Here is a 16,038-nt window from a genome sequence, read left to right on the forward strand (position 1 = left end):
GCGATTGAACGCTGGCGGAATCTGCCTTATCGGCGAAGACCCAGGCGCGCGATCAGCGAGCGGTAGCGCTCGATGTCGACGCTCTGGAGGTAGCCGAGCAGACGACGGCGCTGACCCACGAGCAGGAAGAGGCCACGACGCGAGTGGTGGTCGTGCTTGTGCTCCTTCAGGTGCTCGGTGAGGTCCTTGATGCGCTGCGTCAGCATCGCCGCCTGCACCTCGGGGGATCCGGTGTCACCGGGGTGCGTCGCGTACTCTTCGATGATCGCCTTCTTGACGTCTGCTTCCAGTGCCATAGATTCGATCCCCTCTCTGCTTGTTGCGCGGCGCCCGACGCCTGATACGTGGGCTCTCTTTATCCGCGGCCGATCGAACGGCAACCTGAAGAGTCTACCAGCCGAGCGCTCCCCCGTGTGACACGGGCGAATACCGCCCACCCCGGTGCAACTAGGCTCGAACGGTGCAGAAGAAGATCCACCGGTGAGCGCGCGCCGCGGTCATCTGATCGACCTCACCCCACTGAAGACCAGTCCCGCCTTCGCGCGGATGTGGATCGGTTCGACCCTGGCCGGTATCGGCGGGCAGCTGACGATCGTCACGGTGATGCTGCACGTGTTCGTACTGACCGGGAGCACCTTCGCGGTGTCGATGATCGCGGTCGCCGGACTCGTGCCGATGATCCTCGCCGGACTGTACGGCGGGATGCTCGCGGACGCATTCGACCGGCGGCGGGTGGCGCTGATCGCGGCCACGATCACGTTCGTCTCGACCGCACTCCTCGCCGCCCTCACCTGGACAGGCAGTGAGACCATCTGGTGGCTCTATGCGTTGAGCATGATCAACTCGGCGGCGAACTCCGTCGGGATGGCCACCCGCACAGCCATCGTCCCTCGGCTCATCCCCCGCACGCAGCTCGCCGCGGCATCCGCATTGAACGGCGTCGCGTTCGGGCTCACCGTGATGGCAGGTCCCGCACTCGCCGGGCTCCTTGTGGCGCTCACCGGCTACGGCTGGACCTACACGATCGACGTCGTGCTCATGCTCTCGATGTTCCTCGGGCTGTGGACCCTCCCGGTGCTGCGCCCGGAAGGGGATGTCGTGCGACCAGGCTTGGCATCCCTCGTCGACGGGTGGCGATTCCTCCGCAGGGCCGGCAACATCCGGATGCAGTACATCATCGACATCATCGCCATGACCTTCGGTCAGCCCCTCGTGCTCTTCCCGGCGCTGGGCACAGTCCTCCTCGGTGGCGGCGCCATCACCACCGGAATCCTGACCGCGGCCGTCGCCGTCGGCACCTTCGCCTCGAGCCTCTTCTCCGGACGCGTCGTCCAATATCGCTGGCACGGCCGCGGGATCGCGCGGGCGGTCGAGGCATACGGGGCGTCGATCCTGCTGTTCGGTCTGGTGCTGCTGATCGGAGCCCTCTCGGGTTCCGCGTCGGAGGACGCACCGAACGTCGGACTGATCATCGCCGCGTGCGCGGCACTCGCCCTCTCCGGGGCATCGGACAATGTCAGCTCCATCTACCGCAACACGATGATGCAGGCGGCCGTCCCGGACGCCATGCGTGGCCGACTGCAGGGGCTCTTCGTGGTCGTCGTCGCCGGCGGACCACGGGTGGGCGCCCTCTACGCCGGAACCCTCGCGACCCTGACGACTCTCTGGTTCCCTCCCCTGCTGGGCGGCGTCCTGGTGATCGCCCTGGTCGCGATGCTCTCCCGCCGGAATAGGCGTTTCCTCGACTACGACGCAGAAGACCCCGAGCCCTGAGGGCCCGGGGTCCTGGATGCTGCGCGCAGCGCGATCAGTCCTGCTGCAGGGCGCCCTGAAGGTCCAGGTTGATCGTGATGTCCTTGCCCACGAGCACGCCGCCGGTCTCGAGTGCCGCGTTCCAGGTGAGGCCGAAGTCCTCGCGGTTGATCACGGCCTTCGCAGAGGCACCCGCCTTGTAGTTGCCGTACGGGTCGGTGCCGAAGCCACCGAAGTCGAGCTCGAAGCTGACCGGCTTGGTGACGCCGCGGATCGTGAGGTCGCCATCGACGACGAGCTCGTCACCCTTGACGCGGGTCCCCGTGGAGACGAACTCCATGGTCGGGAAGTTCTCGGTGTCGAAGAAGTCTGCCGAACGGAGGTGCGCGTCGCGGCCCTCGTCGTTCGTGTCGACGGAGGTCACGTCGACGGTCGCCTCGACCTTGGCCTCGAGCGGGTTCTCGGGAGCGATCAGCGTCGCGTTCTTGACGCCGAACGTGCCCCTCACCTTGGAGATCATCATGTGGCGGACGCTGAACGTCACCTCGCTGTGCGAAGGGTCGAGCACCCAGGTGCCGGGACGGTAGCCGGGAATGTCGATGCTGGTCATGGTTTCTCCTTCGGAGACATCGGCCGCGGTTGCGGCGTCGGACAGGGGCCGCAGTGACGCGACGCTCGTGACAACTTACATTCACTCGAATGTATTCCCACGAATGAAGATCTCTTGCCAGCACAGCACGAGACGCTCCTCTTCAGACGAAGAGGAGCGTCTCGCAGGAACGTCGACGGGGTCAGACCGCGATCAGATCGATGATGAAGATCAACGTCTTCCCCGAGAGGAAGTGTCCGCCACCGGCCGGACCGTAGGCGAGGTGCGGAGGGACGATGAGCTCTCGACGACCGCCGACCTTCATGCCGGGGATTCCTTCCTGCCACCCCTGGACGAGCGCGGCGAGAGGGAACTGGATGGTCTCACCACGACCCCAGGAGGAGTCGAACTCTTCACCGGACTCGTACTCGACACCGGCGTAGTGGACGGTCACGGTGTCGCCGCGCTTGGCCTCCGCGCCGTCTCCTTCGATGATGTCGCGGATGACGAGTTCCGCAGGAGCGGGACCGGTGGGAGCGTCGAACTCTGGCTTTGTGCGATCAGTCATGCTTCCATCAAACCGAGCATCGTGGACGAGGTCAACGCGATCGCACTTGCTCACAGCGAACAGCGAGACCAGGCGTCGACACAAAACCCTCTTGACACTCGGCGAGAGCCGGTGCACCCTGTTTACAGATCAACTCAGCGCCCGGGAGACTCGCAGGCATCGCCGCAGCACCGGGCGCTGAGTCTTGCCACGGGGTCCGTCAGCGCCCGACTCAGTACGCCAGCAACGCCGCCCTGGCTGCGCGCGTGCGGATCAGCAAGGCGCGCTCGTCATCCACCGCGAGGGGATCGCGCCCGGTGATCGCACGCTGGCGGACAGCGGCCAGTGCCGTCGCGTCCTTGATGAATTCGCGCATGAGTGGCCTCCGGTCGCCTCGGAGTCCGCGTGCCCAGGCGAGGCCAGCCTTGCGACCGCTCGACGTGGCGAGCATCGTGACCTCTTCCGGGGTGAACCACCCCGCGCTCGCATACTCGGCGAGGCGGGCCCGGGTGAGGCGCGCCTCCTCGCGGCGCAGCGCGATGATCCCGAGGATGAAGCCGATGAAGAGCGGCACCTGGAGTGTGAAGTAGAGACCGAAGAAGTCGGCGAACGTCGCTGAGCCGTTCCACAGTCCGTGCAGCAGCACGGCCCCGAGCCCTCCCAGCAGTCCGGCGCCCAGCGCCGAGCCCGCCGAGCCGTGTCGACGCGCCACGAGGCCGATCGTGAAACCCGTGACGGCGGTGAACATCGCGTGCGCGAAGGGCGAGAGGATGGCGCGCACCGCGAACGTCACGGTCAGCTGCTCGCCACCGCCCTCGATCAGGCTGATCGCGAAGTACTGGATATTCTCGGTGAACGCGAAACCGGCTCCCACGAGCGCCCCGTACACGACGCCGTCGACCGGACCATCGAAGGCCCGGCGGGCCAGAAGGAAGATCAGGAAGACGCCGACTCCCTTCCAGAACTCCTCGACGATCGGTGCCTGCACCACCGCGGTGAAGGCTTCGGAGGTGGGACCGATCAGGATCGTCAGGCCGACATCGACGAGAAGTGTGAGCCCGACCGCCGCCACGGCTCCCCAGGCGATCGCGAAGAAGATCAGTCGCTTGGGTTCGGGCTCCCAGCGGTCGATCATGCGCACACCGAGGAACACGATGGTCAGAGGGATCAGCGCGAGGACCAGGCCGACCACCGAGGCGAATGCGCCCAGCACCCAGCCGAAGTAGCCGATCAGAGCCAGGAGCAGGAAGCCCAGGAAGCCGAACAACCACAGCGAGATCGTCCGCCCCTTGCGCGTCGGTACCGGCAGCGCCGGAAGCGACTCCGCGGGCGAGGGTGCGACCGGGGCCGGCGGCGTGTACGGCGTCGGCTGGGCGAGCGCCGACGCGTAGCCCGACTGCCGAAACGCTGCCGTGGCCGGCGGAGGCGTGTAGGGCGACGGCTGCTGCGGCGGGGGTGGTCCTCCGAAACTCATAGCCAAAGCCTAAGGGGCACAAGAGAGACGGCCTCGGTATGGCTGTGTCCTCCATCCGCGGACCGGCCGCCACCCGGTAGCGTAGGAGCATGCGGTTCGCTCATCTGCGCCGTCCTGACTCCCCTCGCGCGGTTCTCGCCGTGGTCCAGGACTCGGACGCCATCCTCGTCTCTGATCTCCTGACCGACGCCCCTGCCACGCTGCAGCAGCTCATCGAAGGTGGGGATGCTCTTCTCGAGGCTCTGCGCGTGGCGCTGGCCGCAGGCGCCGCCGTCCGTCATCCGCTCGGTGACTGGTCGTTCGATTCCGCGGTGCTCGCACCCCCGGCCGTCCTCGCCGTGGGGCTGAACTATGCCGCCCACTCGAGCGAGCTCGGCCTGAAGACCGACGCCGCGCCCACCGTGTTCACCCTGTGGCCGAACTCGCTCACCGGCCACGATCAGACGACCTCCTGGCCGCGTGACCTCAGCGAGGCCGTGGACTACGAGGCAGAGCTCGGCGTCCTCATCGGCACCCCCGCGAAAGACGTCAGCGAGCAGGACGCCCTCACGCACGTCTGGGGGTACACCGTGGTCAACGACATCACCGCGCGGAACATCCAGTTCTCCGAGGCCCAGTGGTCCCGATGCAAGTCCTTCGACGGGTTCACACCGACCGGGCCCTTCGCGGTGACCGCGGACGAGATCCCCGATCCGCAGGACCTCCACATCTGGACCGTCGTGGACGGGCACACCGTGCAGGACGCGAGCACCGGACAGATGGTGCGCTCCGTCGCGAAGCTGATCGCCCACCTGTCGCAGTCCCTCACGCTGCTGCCCGGCACCCTCATCTCGACGGGCAGCCCCGGAGGCGCCGGGTACTCACGCGACCCGCAGATCTTCCTCCGCGATCACTCGACCGTGACCGTGGGTATCGACGGCATCGGCGAACTCACGACCCACTGCCGCATCACGGACTGAAACAGATCGGACGCACGAGGGGACGGACGCCGTGGCGTCCGTCCCCTCGTGCGTTCCCGCCCTCTCAGATCTCGATCAGATCCTCCGGCGCGACGACCGGGATCGCAGCGGTGACCGTCTCCAGTCCCGACAGGCGTGCCGGCGACAGCTGCTTGACGACCTCGTCACGCGACATCAAGCCCGCCTCGACGACGAGATCGGCGACATTCCGATTTGTCAGCAGCGCGGTCTTCGCGAGCGCCGCTGCGGCCGCGTAGCCGATGAACGGCGTCAGCGCGGTGATGACGCCGACCGACGCCCCGACCATCGCCCCGAGGCGGTCGCGGTTCGCGGTGATGCCGTCGACGCAGTTGACACGCAGGGTCCACATCGCCTGGCGCATCCAGGTGATGGACTGGAAGATCGAGTGCGCGATCACCGGCTCGAAGGCGTTCAGCTGCAGCTGCCCGGCCTCTGCCGCCATCGTGACCGTCATGTCGGCACCGGCGACGGCGAAGGCCACCTGGTTCACGACCTCCGGGATCACGGGGTTCACCTTGCCCGGCATGATGCTGGACCCCGCCTGCATCGCGGGAAGGTTGATCTCCCCCAGCCCGGCCTGCGGTCCCGACGACAGGAGACGCAGGTCGTTGCAGATCTTCGAGAGCTTCATCGCGTTGCGCTTGAGCGTCGAGGAGAACGACATGAACGAACCGGTGTCACTGGTGGCCTCGACGAGGTCTCCCGCGGTGCGCAGGTCGAGCCCGGTGATCTCCCGCAGGTGCTTCAGCACGGCAGGGGCGTAGCCCCGATGCGTCGTGATGCCGGTGCCGATCGCGGTCGCCCCCATGTTGATCTCGAACATCAGCGACGCGTTCTCGGTCAGGCGGGTGTGGTCGTAGCCGAGCGTCGTGGCGAAGCCGTTGAACTCCTGCCCGAGCGTCATCGGCACGGCATCCTGCAGCTGGGTACGACCGACCTTCAGGACGTCGTGGAACTCCCGCGACTTGCCCAGGAAGGACAGTCGGAGCAGATCCAGCTCCTCGAGCAGGGACCGCAGCGTCAGCGAAAGACCGATCTTCACGGCCGTCGGGTAGACGTCGTTGGTGGACTGGCTGCGGTTCGTGTGGTCGATCGGCGAGAGGAACGCGTAGTCGCCCTTCTCCCGGCCGGCGAGTTCGAGCGCGATGTTGGTGATGACCTCGTTCGCGTTCATGTTGGTCGAGGTACCGGCACCGCCCTGGATGACGCCCACCGTGAACTGCTCGTGGAACTCGCCGTCGATCACACGCTGCGCAGCACGATCGATCAGGTCGGCACGCTCGGCGTCGAGCACCCCGATCTCACGATTCGCGCGGGCGCTCGCCTGCTTGACCATCGCCAGGCCGACCACGAGATCGGGGTACACCGAGATCGGCCGCTTCGTGATCGGAAAGTTCGCGTCGGCGCGGGCGGTGTGGATCCCCCAGTACGCGTCGACGGGAATCTCCATGCTCCCGAGCGAATCGGTCTCGGTGCGGGTCAGGGTAGGCGCGGCAGAAGCCATGTCACATCCTCGTGGGTCGTGGCGGGTGAGAAGAGTGGGGGATGTGCCCAGTCTACGCCGCTCAGCGCCCGGGTTTGCGGGAGAAGGCCTCGAGTCGCCCTTCCGGTGAGAGCTTCGACATCCGCTCCACCCAGGCCTCCGAGAAGTAGTCGCCGGTCACCGCGTCGGTCACAGGGACGACGGTGTGGGTGATCGTGTCGGGATACACGTGGACCATCTGGAAGGCCTGCGCGGCGTCCATGCCGTTCACCTCGGCCGCCGGACGTGCCACGTTCATCGTGTAGCAGGTGGCCGACGCGACGCTCACCGGAACCCCGGCGAACATCCCGTGTGACGAATAGTGCAGATGTCCGGCCAGGATGCCACGGACATCGCTGCCGCGGATGACGTCGGCGAGTTCGTCCTGATGGCGCAGCTCCAGGATGTCGAAGAGCGGCAGATGGCTCGGGAGCGGCGGATGATGCATCGCGAGCAACGTGCCGTGCGGCGCAGGCTGGGCGAGCTGATCCACGAGCCAGGACAGTTGACCGGCATCGAGATCGCCGTGGTGCCAGCCGGGGACGCTGGTGTCGAGGGCGACGAGACGCAGCCCGCCGAGGTCCCAGACCCCGGTGACGGGCTCTTCGGTCGGCTCGAGGTCCAGGAGTCCTGCGCGCAGGGCGGGACGCTCATCATGGTTGCCCGCCACCCAGACGATCGGCGCGCCGAGCTCCTCGGCAACCGGTTCGACGGACGCGCGCAGACGACGATAGGCGTCCGGCTCCCCCAGATCGGCGAGATCCCCGGTCACGACGATCGCCGTCGGGTGCGGGTGCACCGCACGGATCGCCTCCAGCGTGCGCGCGAAGTTCGCTTCGACGTCGTACCGCCCGCCCAGCGATGCGCCCCCGGCGAGGAAGTGCGGATCGCTGACGTGGATCAGGACATGCGACGCCGGAGCGTGCCGGCCGAAGGTGTACGCGTCACCGATTGCTGCGGACATGCCCTCAGCCTAGGCGTCTGGTCAGTACTGCAGGTGTAGTGATCAGATAGGATGCGGTGGTGGCGCGGAACGAAGGCAGAAGACAGGCGATCGCGGATGCGGGGCTCACCGTGCTCGCTCGCGAGGGCTCCCGTGGGCTGACCCACCGTTCCGTCGATGCTGCGGCCGGCGTGCCGACCGGCACCACGTCGAACTACTTCCGCAGCCGCGATGCGCTGGTGGCCGGACTGGTCGAACGCATCGGTGAGCGCCTCTCCCCCACACCGGAAGAGTTGGAGCGCCGCTCCGCGGGCGAACCGGGCCGCGCGCTGTTCGCCGACTACGTGCGCGACATCGTCCGCCGACTCACCGATGACCGGGAAGTGACGCTCGCGCTCTTCGAACTGCGGCTCGAGAGCAGCCGCCGCCCCGAAGTGGCCGCGGTGCTCGGCGCCTGGCAACGCGCAGGGCTCGAGGAGGACGTCGCCTTCAATACGAGGGCGGGCCTCCCGGGGGGACGGCGCGAGATCGCGCTGTTCCACTACGCGATCGACGGGCTCCTGCTCGACCGGCTGACCACACCGATCGACCCGGAGTCACCGACCGATGACATCATCGACGACCTGGTGGAGGGTCTGCTGCGGTGATCCGAGGGTGCGCCGTGCGGATCAGTGTCCGATGACGAGCATGAGGATGCCGGCGACGACAGCCGCAGCGCAGAGCGCGAAGCACGCATAGGCGCCGACGAGAGCCGTCGTCTTCTGCCCCTCGGTGAGCGGGCTCTTCTTCGCCGCCTTCGCCGCCTGCTTCTCAGCGCGACGGAGCTCCTTCTCGGTGATCACGGTGATCGCGTCGGTGAACTCCGCGGGGCTCACGACCGGAGCACGCCCGCTGCGCACCAGCAGCCGGAGACCGAGCGCGTAGAAGGTGACGATCGCAGCCGCACCGATCAGCGCCGCCAGGAACACCTGGAGGAACGCGAGCCAGTCGATCACGATGTTCATTCGGACTCCTCCTTCCGCGTCGCATCCGCACTCTTCGACACGGCCCCGGCCTTCGCTGCCTTGCCGTCGGACTTCGCCTGAGCCTTCTTCTTGGCCTTGTCAGCCGCATCCTTCTTGGCCTGCGCCTTCGCCTTGTCGCGCGCTTCCGCACGAGCCTTCGCCTCCGCCTTCGCCTCGGCGATGCGCTGCTGGCGTCGCGTGGGCGGTGGCGTGTCGGGGAGCTCGACCGCGCGTCCCGACTCAGCGACGTCGCTCATGGCGTTCGCGGGTGTCACGGCGTTACGGCGCGAGCGCATGAAGAGCCCGAGGATGATCGCGAGTGCGAGGACCGCGTCGATCGCGACGCCCCAGTTGCCGAGCCAGACCACCAGGAGCGCGGCCAGCGCGCCGACACCACCCGCTGCGGGCAGCGTGAGGATCCAGCCCACGCCGATCCGACCGGCGGTCCGCCAGCGGACCGTGGAGCCGCGGCGTCCGAGTCCGGAGCCGATCACGGAGCCCGAGGCGACCTGGGTCGTGGAGAGCGCGAAGCCGAGTGCGCTGGAGGCGAGGATGGTGGCCGCGGTCGAGCTCTCGGCGGCGAATCCCTGCGCGGGTTTCACATCGGTGAGTCCCTTGCCGAGCGTGCGGATGATGCGCCAACCGCCCAGGTACGTGCCGAGCGCGATCGTGAAGGCACACGCGACGATCACCCAGAGCTCCGGCTCGTGATGCGCCCCCGACTGCCAGCCGATCGTGATCATCGCGAGAGTGATGACGCCCATGGTCTTCTGCGCGTCGTTGGTGCCGTGTGCGAGCGCGACCAGGGAGGACGTGAAGATCTGCCCCCACCGGAACCCGTCACGGCCATCCGGCTTTCCGTCGTAGCGACGGGTGATCGAATACGCGATCTTCGTCGCGGCGAAAGCGATCAGGCCGGCGGTGACGGGTGCGATCAGCGCCGGAAGCACGATCTTCGAGAGCACCATGCCGAAGTCGATGCCCCCCACGCCCGCGCCGACGATCGTCGCACCGATGAGCCCGCCGAAGAGCGCATGGGACGAGCTCGAGGGCAGTCCGAGGAGCCAGGTGAGCATGTTCCACGTGATCGCGCCGATCAGGCCGGCGAAGATCAGCGAGAGGAAGAGGTCAGCCCCCGCGGAGAGGATCGCGTCCTCCCGGATGATGCCGCCGGAGATGGTCTTCGAGACCTCGGTGGACAGGAACGCCCCGATGAGGTTCAGGACGGCGGCGAGGAGAACGGCGGTCTTGGGCTTCAGCGCGCCGGTGGCGATCGGCGTCGCCATGGCATTCGCGGTGTCGTGAAAACCGTTGGTGAAGTCGAAGAAGAGTGCCAGCGCGATGACGAGCACGACGATGAGGGCTGCGGTTTCCACCGTTCGCTTTCGGTCGTTGAGGAAGAAGGAGTTGTCGACGATATCGACGTGCTGAACGAAGAGTTCACCGTGGGTTTGACTTCCGTTAACCGGCCCCGGTAAATCCTCCCACCCTCCCCCGCGCCGGTCAACTCGACCTGGGATAGCGTGGAACGGTGACTGACGCCCCGCTCGCTGCCCGCGGTTCCACCCTCCGCACTCATCATGGCGACACGTTCGACGACCCGTATGAGTGGATGCGGGCGAAGGACTCCGAGGAGGTCATCGCACACCTCGAGGCCGAGAACGCCTACACGGATGCGCAGACCGCCCACCTTTCCGCGCTTCGGACGAAACTGTTCGAGGAGATCAAGGCCCGCGTGCAGGAGACCGATCTCTCGGTGCCCACCCGCCGAGGCGACTGGTGGTACTACAGCCGGACCGAGGAGGGAGCGCAGTACGGTATCCACTGCCGCGCTGCTGCCGACGCCGGCGAGTGGACTCCACCCGTGCTCGAGCCGGGCATCCCTGTTCCGGGTGAAGTGGTCCTCCTCGACGGGAACATCGAGGCCGAAGGGCATGAGTTCTTCTCGCTCGGCGCGTTCGACACCTCCGACGACGCCACGAAGCTGTTGTGGTCGACCGATTTCGAGGGCGACGAGCTCTACACGGTGCACGTGCGCGATCTGACGACCGGAGCGACTCTCGACGACGAGATCCCGAACACGGGCGGTGCCTTCTTCACGCCGGACGGCACCGGAGTCCTCTACACGACCCGGGACGACGCATGGCGGCCCGACACCCTGTGGCTGCATCGCCTGGGCACACCCGTCACGGACGACGTCCGGCTGTTCCACGAACCCGATGAGAAGTTCTGGCTCGGTGCGGGGATCACACGAAGCCGGCGGTACCTCGTGATCGGCGTCGGCTCCAGCATCACGAGCGAGGAGTACCTGGTCGATCTGACCGGCGATCTCACCGCCGAACCGCGACTGGTCTGGCCCCGCCGCGAAGGGGTGGAGTATTCGATCGATCATGCGGTGGTAGACGGCGAGGACCGGCTGTTCATCCTCCACAACGACGGCGCCCTGGACTTCGAGCTGGTCTCCGTCGCGGCCTCCGATCCCCAGGGTGAGCGGCTCCCGGTCGTCGCGCACGAGGCAGGAAGACGTCTGCTCGGCATGGACGCGTTCCGTGACTTCGCCACCGTCGAGTACCGACGTGAAGGACTCGAGCGCGTCGGTCTGCTCGACTACCCCACGAACACTCTCGACGAGATCCCCTTCGACGAACCGCTGTACTCCGCGGGCGTCAGCGGCAACCCGGAATGGCACTCGCCGTTCCTGCGCCTCGGATACACGTCGTTCGTCACCCCGGGGACCGTGTACGACCTCGATCTCTCGAATCGCGACCTGATCCTGCGCAAGCAGGTCTCCGTCCTGGGCGGCTATGACCCCGCCGAGTACGGCCAGCGGCGTGAATGGGCGACGGCCCCCGACGGCGTGCGTGTGCCCATCTCACTCGTGTGGAAGCGCTCGTTCGGCGAACCCGGCACGGACGCGCGGCCGCTGCACCTGTACGGATACGGATCGTACGAGCACTCGATCGACCCCGGCTTCTCGGTCGCCCGGTTGTCCGAACTCGACCGCGGGGTGATCTTCGCCGTCGCCCACGTGCGCGGTGGTGGGGAGATGGGCCGTCAGTGGTACGAGGACGGCAAGCTCCTGCACAAGCGCAACACCTTCACGGACTTCGTCGCCTGCGCCGAGCACCTGGTCGCGACGGGCGTGACGACACCGAAGCGCCTGGTCGCCGAGGGCGGGAGCGCGGGTGGTCTGCTGATGGGAGCGGTCGCCAATCTCGCTCCCGAGCTCTTTGCAGGCATCCTCGCCGGTGTGCCGTTCGTGGACGCCCTGACGACGATCCTGGATCCGTCCCTGCCGCTCACCGTGATCGAGTGGGACGAGTGGGGCGACCCGTTGCACGGCGCGGACGTCTACGACTACATGAAGTCGTACTCGCCCTACGAGAACGTGAGAGACGGCGTCGAGTATCCGCGGATCCTCGCCGTGACCTCCCTCAACGACACGCGTGTCCTGTATGTGGAACCCGCGAAGTGGGTCGCACGTCTGCGAGAGGCCGGCGCCTCGGACGTCCTCCTCAAGTGCGAGATGGTCGCGGGACACGGCGGCGTGAGCGGACGCTACAACTCCTGGAGGGAGCGGGCGTTCGAACTCGCCTGGCTGCTCGACACCCTCGGTCTCGCCGAGGACTGAACCGCCGTGGTGGGGCGCCCCGCACGGGGGCGCTCCCCCGCTCCGCGTCCTCAGCCGAAGAGTGCAGCGGCCTCGTCATAGCGGTAGCGCGGCACCGTGTTCAGCTCCCCGAGAGCATCGGCGAAGGGCACCCGCACGATGTCGGTACCCTGCATGGCGACCATCTGCCCCCAGGCGCCGTCGACGAGCGCATCCGCCGCATGCAGACCGAGTCGCGTTGCGAGCACCCGATCGAACGCCGACGGCGATCCACCACGCTGGATGTGACCGAGGATCGTCGCCCGGGTCTCGATGCCGGTGATGCGCTCGATCTCCGGAGCGAGCATGTCGCCGATGCCGCCGAGCCGGGGACGGTTGAAAGCGTCGAGCCCCTTGTCGCTGTAGGCCTCTTCCATGCCGAGGAGCTTGAATCCCTCGGAGACGACCACCAGAGGTGCGCGACCACGATCGTGGGCACTGGTCACCAGCTCGGTGATGTCGTCGATCGACATCGGAACCTCGGGGATGCAGATGACGTGCGCACCGGCGGCCATGCCCGCGTGCAGGGCGATCCAGCCGACGTGGCGGCCCATGACCTCGGCGACCATGCAGCGCTGGTGGGAATCGCCGGTCGTGCGGAGGCGGTCCATGGCATCGGTGGCGATGTTCACCGCCGTGTCAAAACCGAAGGAGTAGTCCGTGGCCTGCAGGTCGTTGTCGATCGTCTTGGGGACGCCGATGACCTTGATCCCGTCCTTCGCCAGACGGTCCGCGGCGGCGAGCGTCCCCTCGCCGCCGATCGCCACGATGCCGTCGATCTTGTGGCCGTACAGGGTCTTGGCGATGTTCTCGGCGCCTCCGCGCTCCCCCTCGTAGGGGTTCGTGCGGCTGGTGCCGAGGATGGTCCCCCCGACCTTCGAGAGCCCCTTCACCTCGTGGCGCGTGAGCGGCATGAAGTCGCCGTCGACGAGGCCACGCCACCCGTCCCGGATGCCGACGAACTCCAGGTCGTACGTGGTGGTGCCCTTGAGCACGATGCCGCGGATGACCGCGTTGAGGCCGGGGCAGTCGCCGCCGCTCGTCAGGATGCCGATCTTCATGCTGGTGCCTTCAGACGTTCGGGTGATGGGGGAACAGGCGACGCTGCCTTCGATCGACACTAGTGCCCCCGCGCACTCGCGCGCCATTCGACGTCGACGAAAATCCCCGATCTTGACGTGGACGATCGAGGATATCGACGGACTTCCCGGAGATGCCCGATATTCAGCGCCGAAGTGACGTTAAGAACAGCCGTTCTTGACGCCTACGCCGCACCGAGTGCCTGCCGCAGCAGGTGCATGAGTGCTGCCAGCTGCACCGGCTCCGCGGCCGACTCCTCCACGGCCTCGCCGTCGAGCGCCCGCGCCGCGAGGCCCTGCTTCTGGTCGATCAGCTCCGCGATCTTGGTGTCGATCGTGTGCGCCGCGATGATTCGCCAGGCGGTGACCGGCTCGTCCTGCCCGATGCGGTGCACGCGGTCGATCGCCTGCGTCTGCTCGGCGGCGGTCCAGGACAACTCGGCGAGCACGACGTTCGAGGCCGCTTGCAGGTTGAGCCCGACACCAGCCGCAGTGAGCGAGCAGACCGCGATGCCCACGGAGGGGTCACCGTTGAAGTCGTCGATCGCCTGCTGTCGCGTGGTCGACGACTGGTCGCCCCGGATCGACACCGCCCGGATGCCCGCGGCGGCGAAGTGCGCCTCCGCCTGATCCATCACGTCGATGTGCTTGGCGAAGAAGACCACCTTGCCGACCGAGCGCTGAAGCTGCGCCGCGTAGTCCGCTGCGAGGGGCGCCTTGGCCTGGCCGATGCGCCTGACCATCGTGAAGACGTTGTCTCCCCCGGTGCCGGCGGCCTTCGACTCCTCGAGTTCGTTCTGAGCGACGAGACGCACGATGTCCTCGTCGATCTCCCCGGGGACCAGTCCGCGATCGCCCCGCGCCTCGATGATGCGACGGTAGCGTGCGGCGAGCCGCTCCCCCAGCTCGCGCTCGGCCTGACGGATGCCGCGTCCGAACTCGTCGTCGAGCTGCACGGGCAGGTCGGCGATCAGCTTGTCCGGGAGGTCGGCGGCGACGTCCTTCTTCTTGCGGCGCACGATGCCCATCGAGATGACGGCATCCCGTGCCTCGGGGTAGAACGCCTTGTCGGCTGGAGTGAACCCGGTCGCATCCAGCTTCTCCATGAGCTCGGGGCCCGGCTTCTCGCCGGTCGTCCACCCCAGGAAACGCCAGATCGCGTCGAAGTCCTCGACGTCGTTGATCAGCGGGGTTCCGGTGAGGGCCAGCATGAGCGGATCGTGCCCCGGGGTGCGCTCGCGCACCTGTGCGGCCAGCGACAGGACGTTCTGCGACCGCTGCGAGGACAGGTTCTTGATGAAGTGCGCCTCGTCGACGACCATGCCGCGCAGACCGATGGAGGCGAGCCACGACATGTGCCGGTCGAGGATCTCGTAGTTCACGATGAACACGTCGGCGAACGCATCGATGTCGTCGCCGTCTCCCTGGATCACCGTCGCACGGCGCTGCGGAGTCCAGCGTTCGACCTCGCGCGCCCAGTTCATCTTCACGACGTTGGGCACGACGACGAGCAGCGGATACGCACCCGCGACGGACGCGGCGAGCACCGACTGCGCCGTCTTGCCGAGGCCCGGCTCATCAGCGAGCAGGAAGCTGCGGTGCCCCGCCTTGACTGCCTCGAGGAATCGAGACTGGTGCACCATGACCTCGAGGCCCTTGGGCGAGATGTGGTCGAACTCCGGCGCGGGCGGGAGATCCATCGATGCGGCGGATCCGCCCGCACCCGTCTCGAATGCCTTGTACAGCGGGCCCATGAGCTCCCAGCCGTCGAGACGACGACGCGGGGTCGCCGCCGCACGCGGCGTCAGGTCGGGGGCGAGGAACGGGTTTGCCAGCTGACGGGCCTCCACCGAGGGCGGGGTGACCTGTCGCTCCGCGATCGCCGCGGGCACGACGGAGACCTGCACGGGGGCCGCATCGGCGATGATCAGGTCTTCGGGAGCGAGCTCGGCACCGGATTCGAGCAGCCAGTCGCGGCGCATGCGCTTGGCCACCGGCGACGTCGCCTGGTCGGCTTCCAGCAACTGGATGAGCGACGTGTCGCGCGCAGCGGTCTTCGCGAGGATCGTGGCGACACCGTCGAGCCGTTTGAGCAGCTCGGCGCGCGCGGGATCCCCGATCTCAGCGTCGGCCTTCACCCGCGCACGTTCTTCGCGCACGAGGAAGGCGATCACCTGGAACTTCACCCGGTTCGTCGGACCGAGCTTCCCCCGCTGAGACTTGGCCTCGATCTCACGCACCTTGCGCGCGAGGATCGGGATGAGGGGTGCCTCGTCGTCACGACGGGACGTCTTCTTTCGCCGCGTGGCGGCGGTTGCCGTGGTCGGCATGCTCCTCCTGAGCGTGAAGGCTCCGGCTTCCCCAGGAAGCCGCCAGCCGTTCTCGTTGTCCGCGTGTGGCGTGAGCCAGGACCGTACGAACAGTGGATCTTCTTCCCGTCGAGGCACGCGAGAAGCGTGAGAATCGGCGGGAGCCGTTTCCCATTCTATGTCATGGTGC

Annotated in this window: 14 protein-coding genes; 4 read left to right on the plus strand and 10 right to left on the minus strand. The window is 67.4% G+C overall.

Annotated features, from left to right (window positions below; genetic code table 11):
* Window positions 1-26: 26 nt before the first annotated feature.
* Entirely contained in the window at window positions 27-296 is a 270-nt protein-coding gene (rpsO, locus tag ACLF6J_RS03670; RefSeq protein WP_017203073.1) for a 30S ribosomal protein S15, read from the minus strand.
* A gap of 184 nt (window positions 297-480) precedes the next feature.
* On the opposite strand from rpsO, the gene ACLF6J_RS03675 reads away from it, so the two are divergent.
* Window positions 481-1,773, plus strand: coding sequence for an MFS transporter (locus ACLF6J_RS03675; RefSeq protein ID WP_134353567.1), 1,293 nt, complete (start codon window positions 481-483; stop codon window positions 1,771-1,773).
* 34 nt (window positions 1,774-1,807) lie between these two features.
* Here the strand turns inward: ACLF6J_RS03675 and ACLF6J_RS03680 are convergent, their stop codons facing one another.
* From ACLF6J_RS03680 to ACLF6J_RS03690, 3 genes are all read right to left on the minus strand, one after another.
* Complete coding sequence (locus ACLF6J_RS03680; RefSeq protein ID WP_047519339.1) at window positions 1,808-2,362, minus strand: YceI family protein; 555 nt, start codon at window positions 2,360-2,362, stop codon at window positions 1,808-1,810.
* A gap of 181 nt (window positions 2,363-2,543) precedes the next feature.
* The gene (locus ACLF6J_RS03685) at window positions 2,544-2,909 is read right to left on the minus strand and encodes an FKBP-type peptidyl-prolyl cis-trans isomerase (protein ID WP_047519341.1); all 366 of its coding nucleotides are present in this window, start codon (window positions 2,907-2,909) and stop codon (window positions 2,544-2,546) included.
* A 211-nt stretch (window positions 2,910-3,120) separates the two neighbouring features.
* Window positions 3,121-4,362 carry a PrsW family intramembrane metalloprotease gene (locus ACLF6J_RS03690; protein WP_134353566.1) on the minus strand — a complete coding sequence of 414 codons (1,242 nt, stop codon included), beginning with the start codon at window positions 4,360-4,362 and terminating at the stop codon, window positions 3,121-3,123.
* Window positions 4,363-4,451: 89 nt separating this feature from the next.
* Here ACLF6J_RS03690 and ACLF6J_RS03695 point away from each other — a divergent pair, with 89 nt between their 5' ends.
* A complete protein-coding gene (locus ACLF6J_RS03695) occupies window positions 4,452-5,321 on the plus strand; it encodes a fumarylacetoacetate hydrolase family protein (RefSeq protein WP_047519345.1) in 870 nt (289 codons plus the stop codon).
* Window positions 5,322-5,385: 64 nt separating this feature from the next.
* Here ACLF6J_RS03695 and ACLF6J_RS03700 read toward each other — a convergent pair whose 3' ends face one another.
* A complete protein-coding gene (locus ACLF6J_RS03700; protein WP_047519347.1) occupies window positions 5,386-6,846 on the minus strand; it encodes an aspartate ammonia-lyase in 1,461 nt (486 codons plus the stop codon).
* Between the two features lie 61 nt (window positions 6,847-6,907).
* A complete protein-coding gene (locus ACLF6J_RS03705) occupies window positions 6,908-7,828 on the minus strand; it encodes a phosphodiesterase (RefSeq protein WP_134353565.1) in 921 nt (306 codons plus the stop codon).
* Between the two features lie 59 nt (window positions 7,829-7,887).
* Between ACLF6J_RS03705 and ACLF6J_RS03710 the strand changes: the two genes are divergently transcribed.
* Complete coding sequence (locus ACLF6J_RS03710; RefSeq protein WP_047519350.1) at window positions 7,888-8,454, plus strand: TetR/AcrR family transcriptional regulator; 567 nt, start codon at window positions 7,888-7,890, stop codon at window positions 8,452-8,454.
* 21 nt (window positions 8,455-8,475) lie between these two features.
* Here the strand turns inward: ACLF6J_RS03710 and ACLF6J_RS03715 are convergent, their stop codons facing one another.
* Together ACLF6J_RS03715 and ACLF6J_RS03720 are read right to left on the minus strand one after the other, a co-directional pair.
* Entirely contained in the window at window positions 8,476-8,811 is a 336-nt protein-coding gene (locus tag ACLF6J_RS03715) for a hypothetical protein (RefSeq protein ID WP_047519352.1), read from the minus strand.
* Window positions 8,808-10,187: an inorganic phosphate transporter gene (locus ACLF6J_RS03720; RefSeq protein WP_134353564.1), complete on the minus strand. Its 1,380-nt coding sequence runs from the start codon at window positions 10,185-10,187 to the stop codon at window positions 8,808-8,810. The genes ACLF6J_RS03715 and ACLF6J_RS03720 overlap by 4 nt, the downstream gene beginning before the upstream one ends.
* A 155-nt stretch (window positions 10,188-10,342) precedes the next feature.
* Here ACLF6J_RS03720 and ACLF6J_RS03725 point away from each other — a divergent pair, with 155 nt between their 5' ends.
* A complete protein-coding gene (locus tag ACLF6J_RS03725) occupies window positions 10,343-12,442 on the plus strand; it encodes a S9 family peptidase (RefSeq protein ID WP_134353563.1) in 2,100 nt (699 codons plus the stop codon).
* A gap of 50 nt (window positions 12,443-12,492) precedes the next feature.
* Here the strand turns inward: ACLF6J_RS03725 and ACLF6J_RS03730 are convergent, their stop codons facing one another.
* Both ACLF6J_RS03730 and ACLF6J_RS03735 read right to left on the minus strand, forming a co-directional pair.
* Window positions 12,493-13,521, minus strand: a complete 1,029-nt coding sequence (locus ACLF6J_RS03730; protein ID WP_047519389.1) for a 6-phosphofructokinase — start codon at window positions 13,519-13,521, stop codon at window positions 12,493-12,495.
* Window positions 13,522-13,724: 203 nt separating this feature from the next.
* The gene (locus ACLF6J_RS03735) at window positions 13,725-15,869 is read right to left on the minus strand and encodes a DEAD/DEAH box helicase (RefSeq protein ID WP_134353562.1); all 2,145 of its coding nucleotides are present in this window, start codon (window positions 15,867-15,869) and stop codon (window positions 13,725-13,727) included.
* Window positions 15,870-16,038 lie beyond the last annotated feature (169 nt).

It is taken from the genome of Microbacterium sp. IO18 (genome assembly GCF_049099505.1).
GTDB classification, from domain to species: Bacteria; Actinomycetota; Actinomycetes; order Actinomycetales; family Microbacteriaceae; genus Microbacterium; species Microbacterium aurugineum.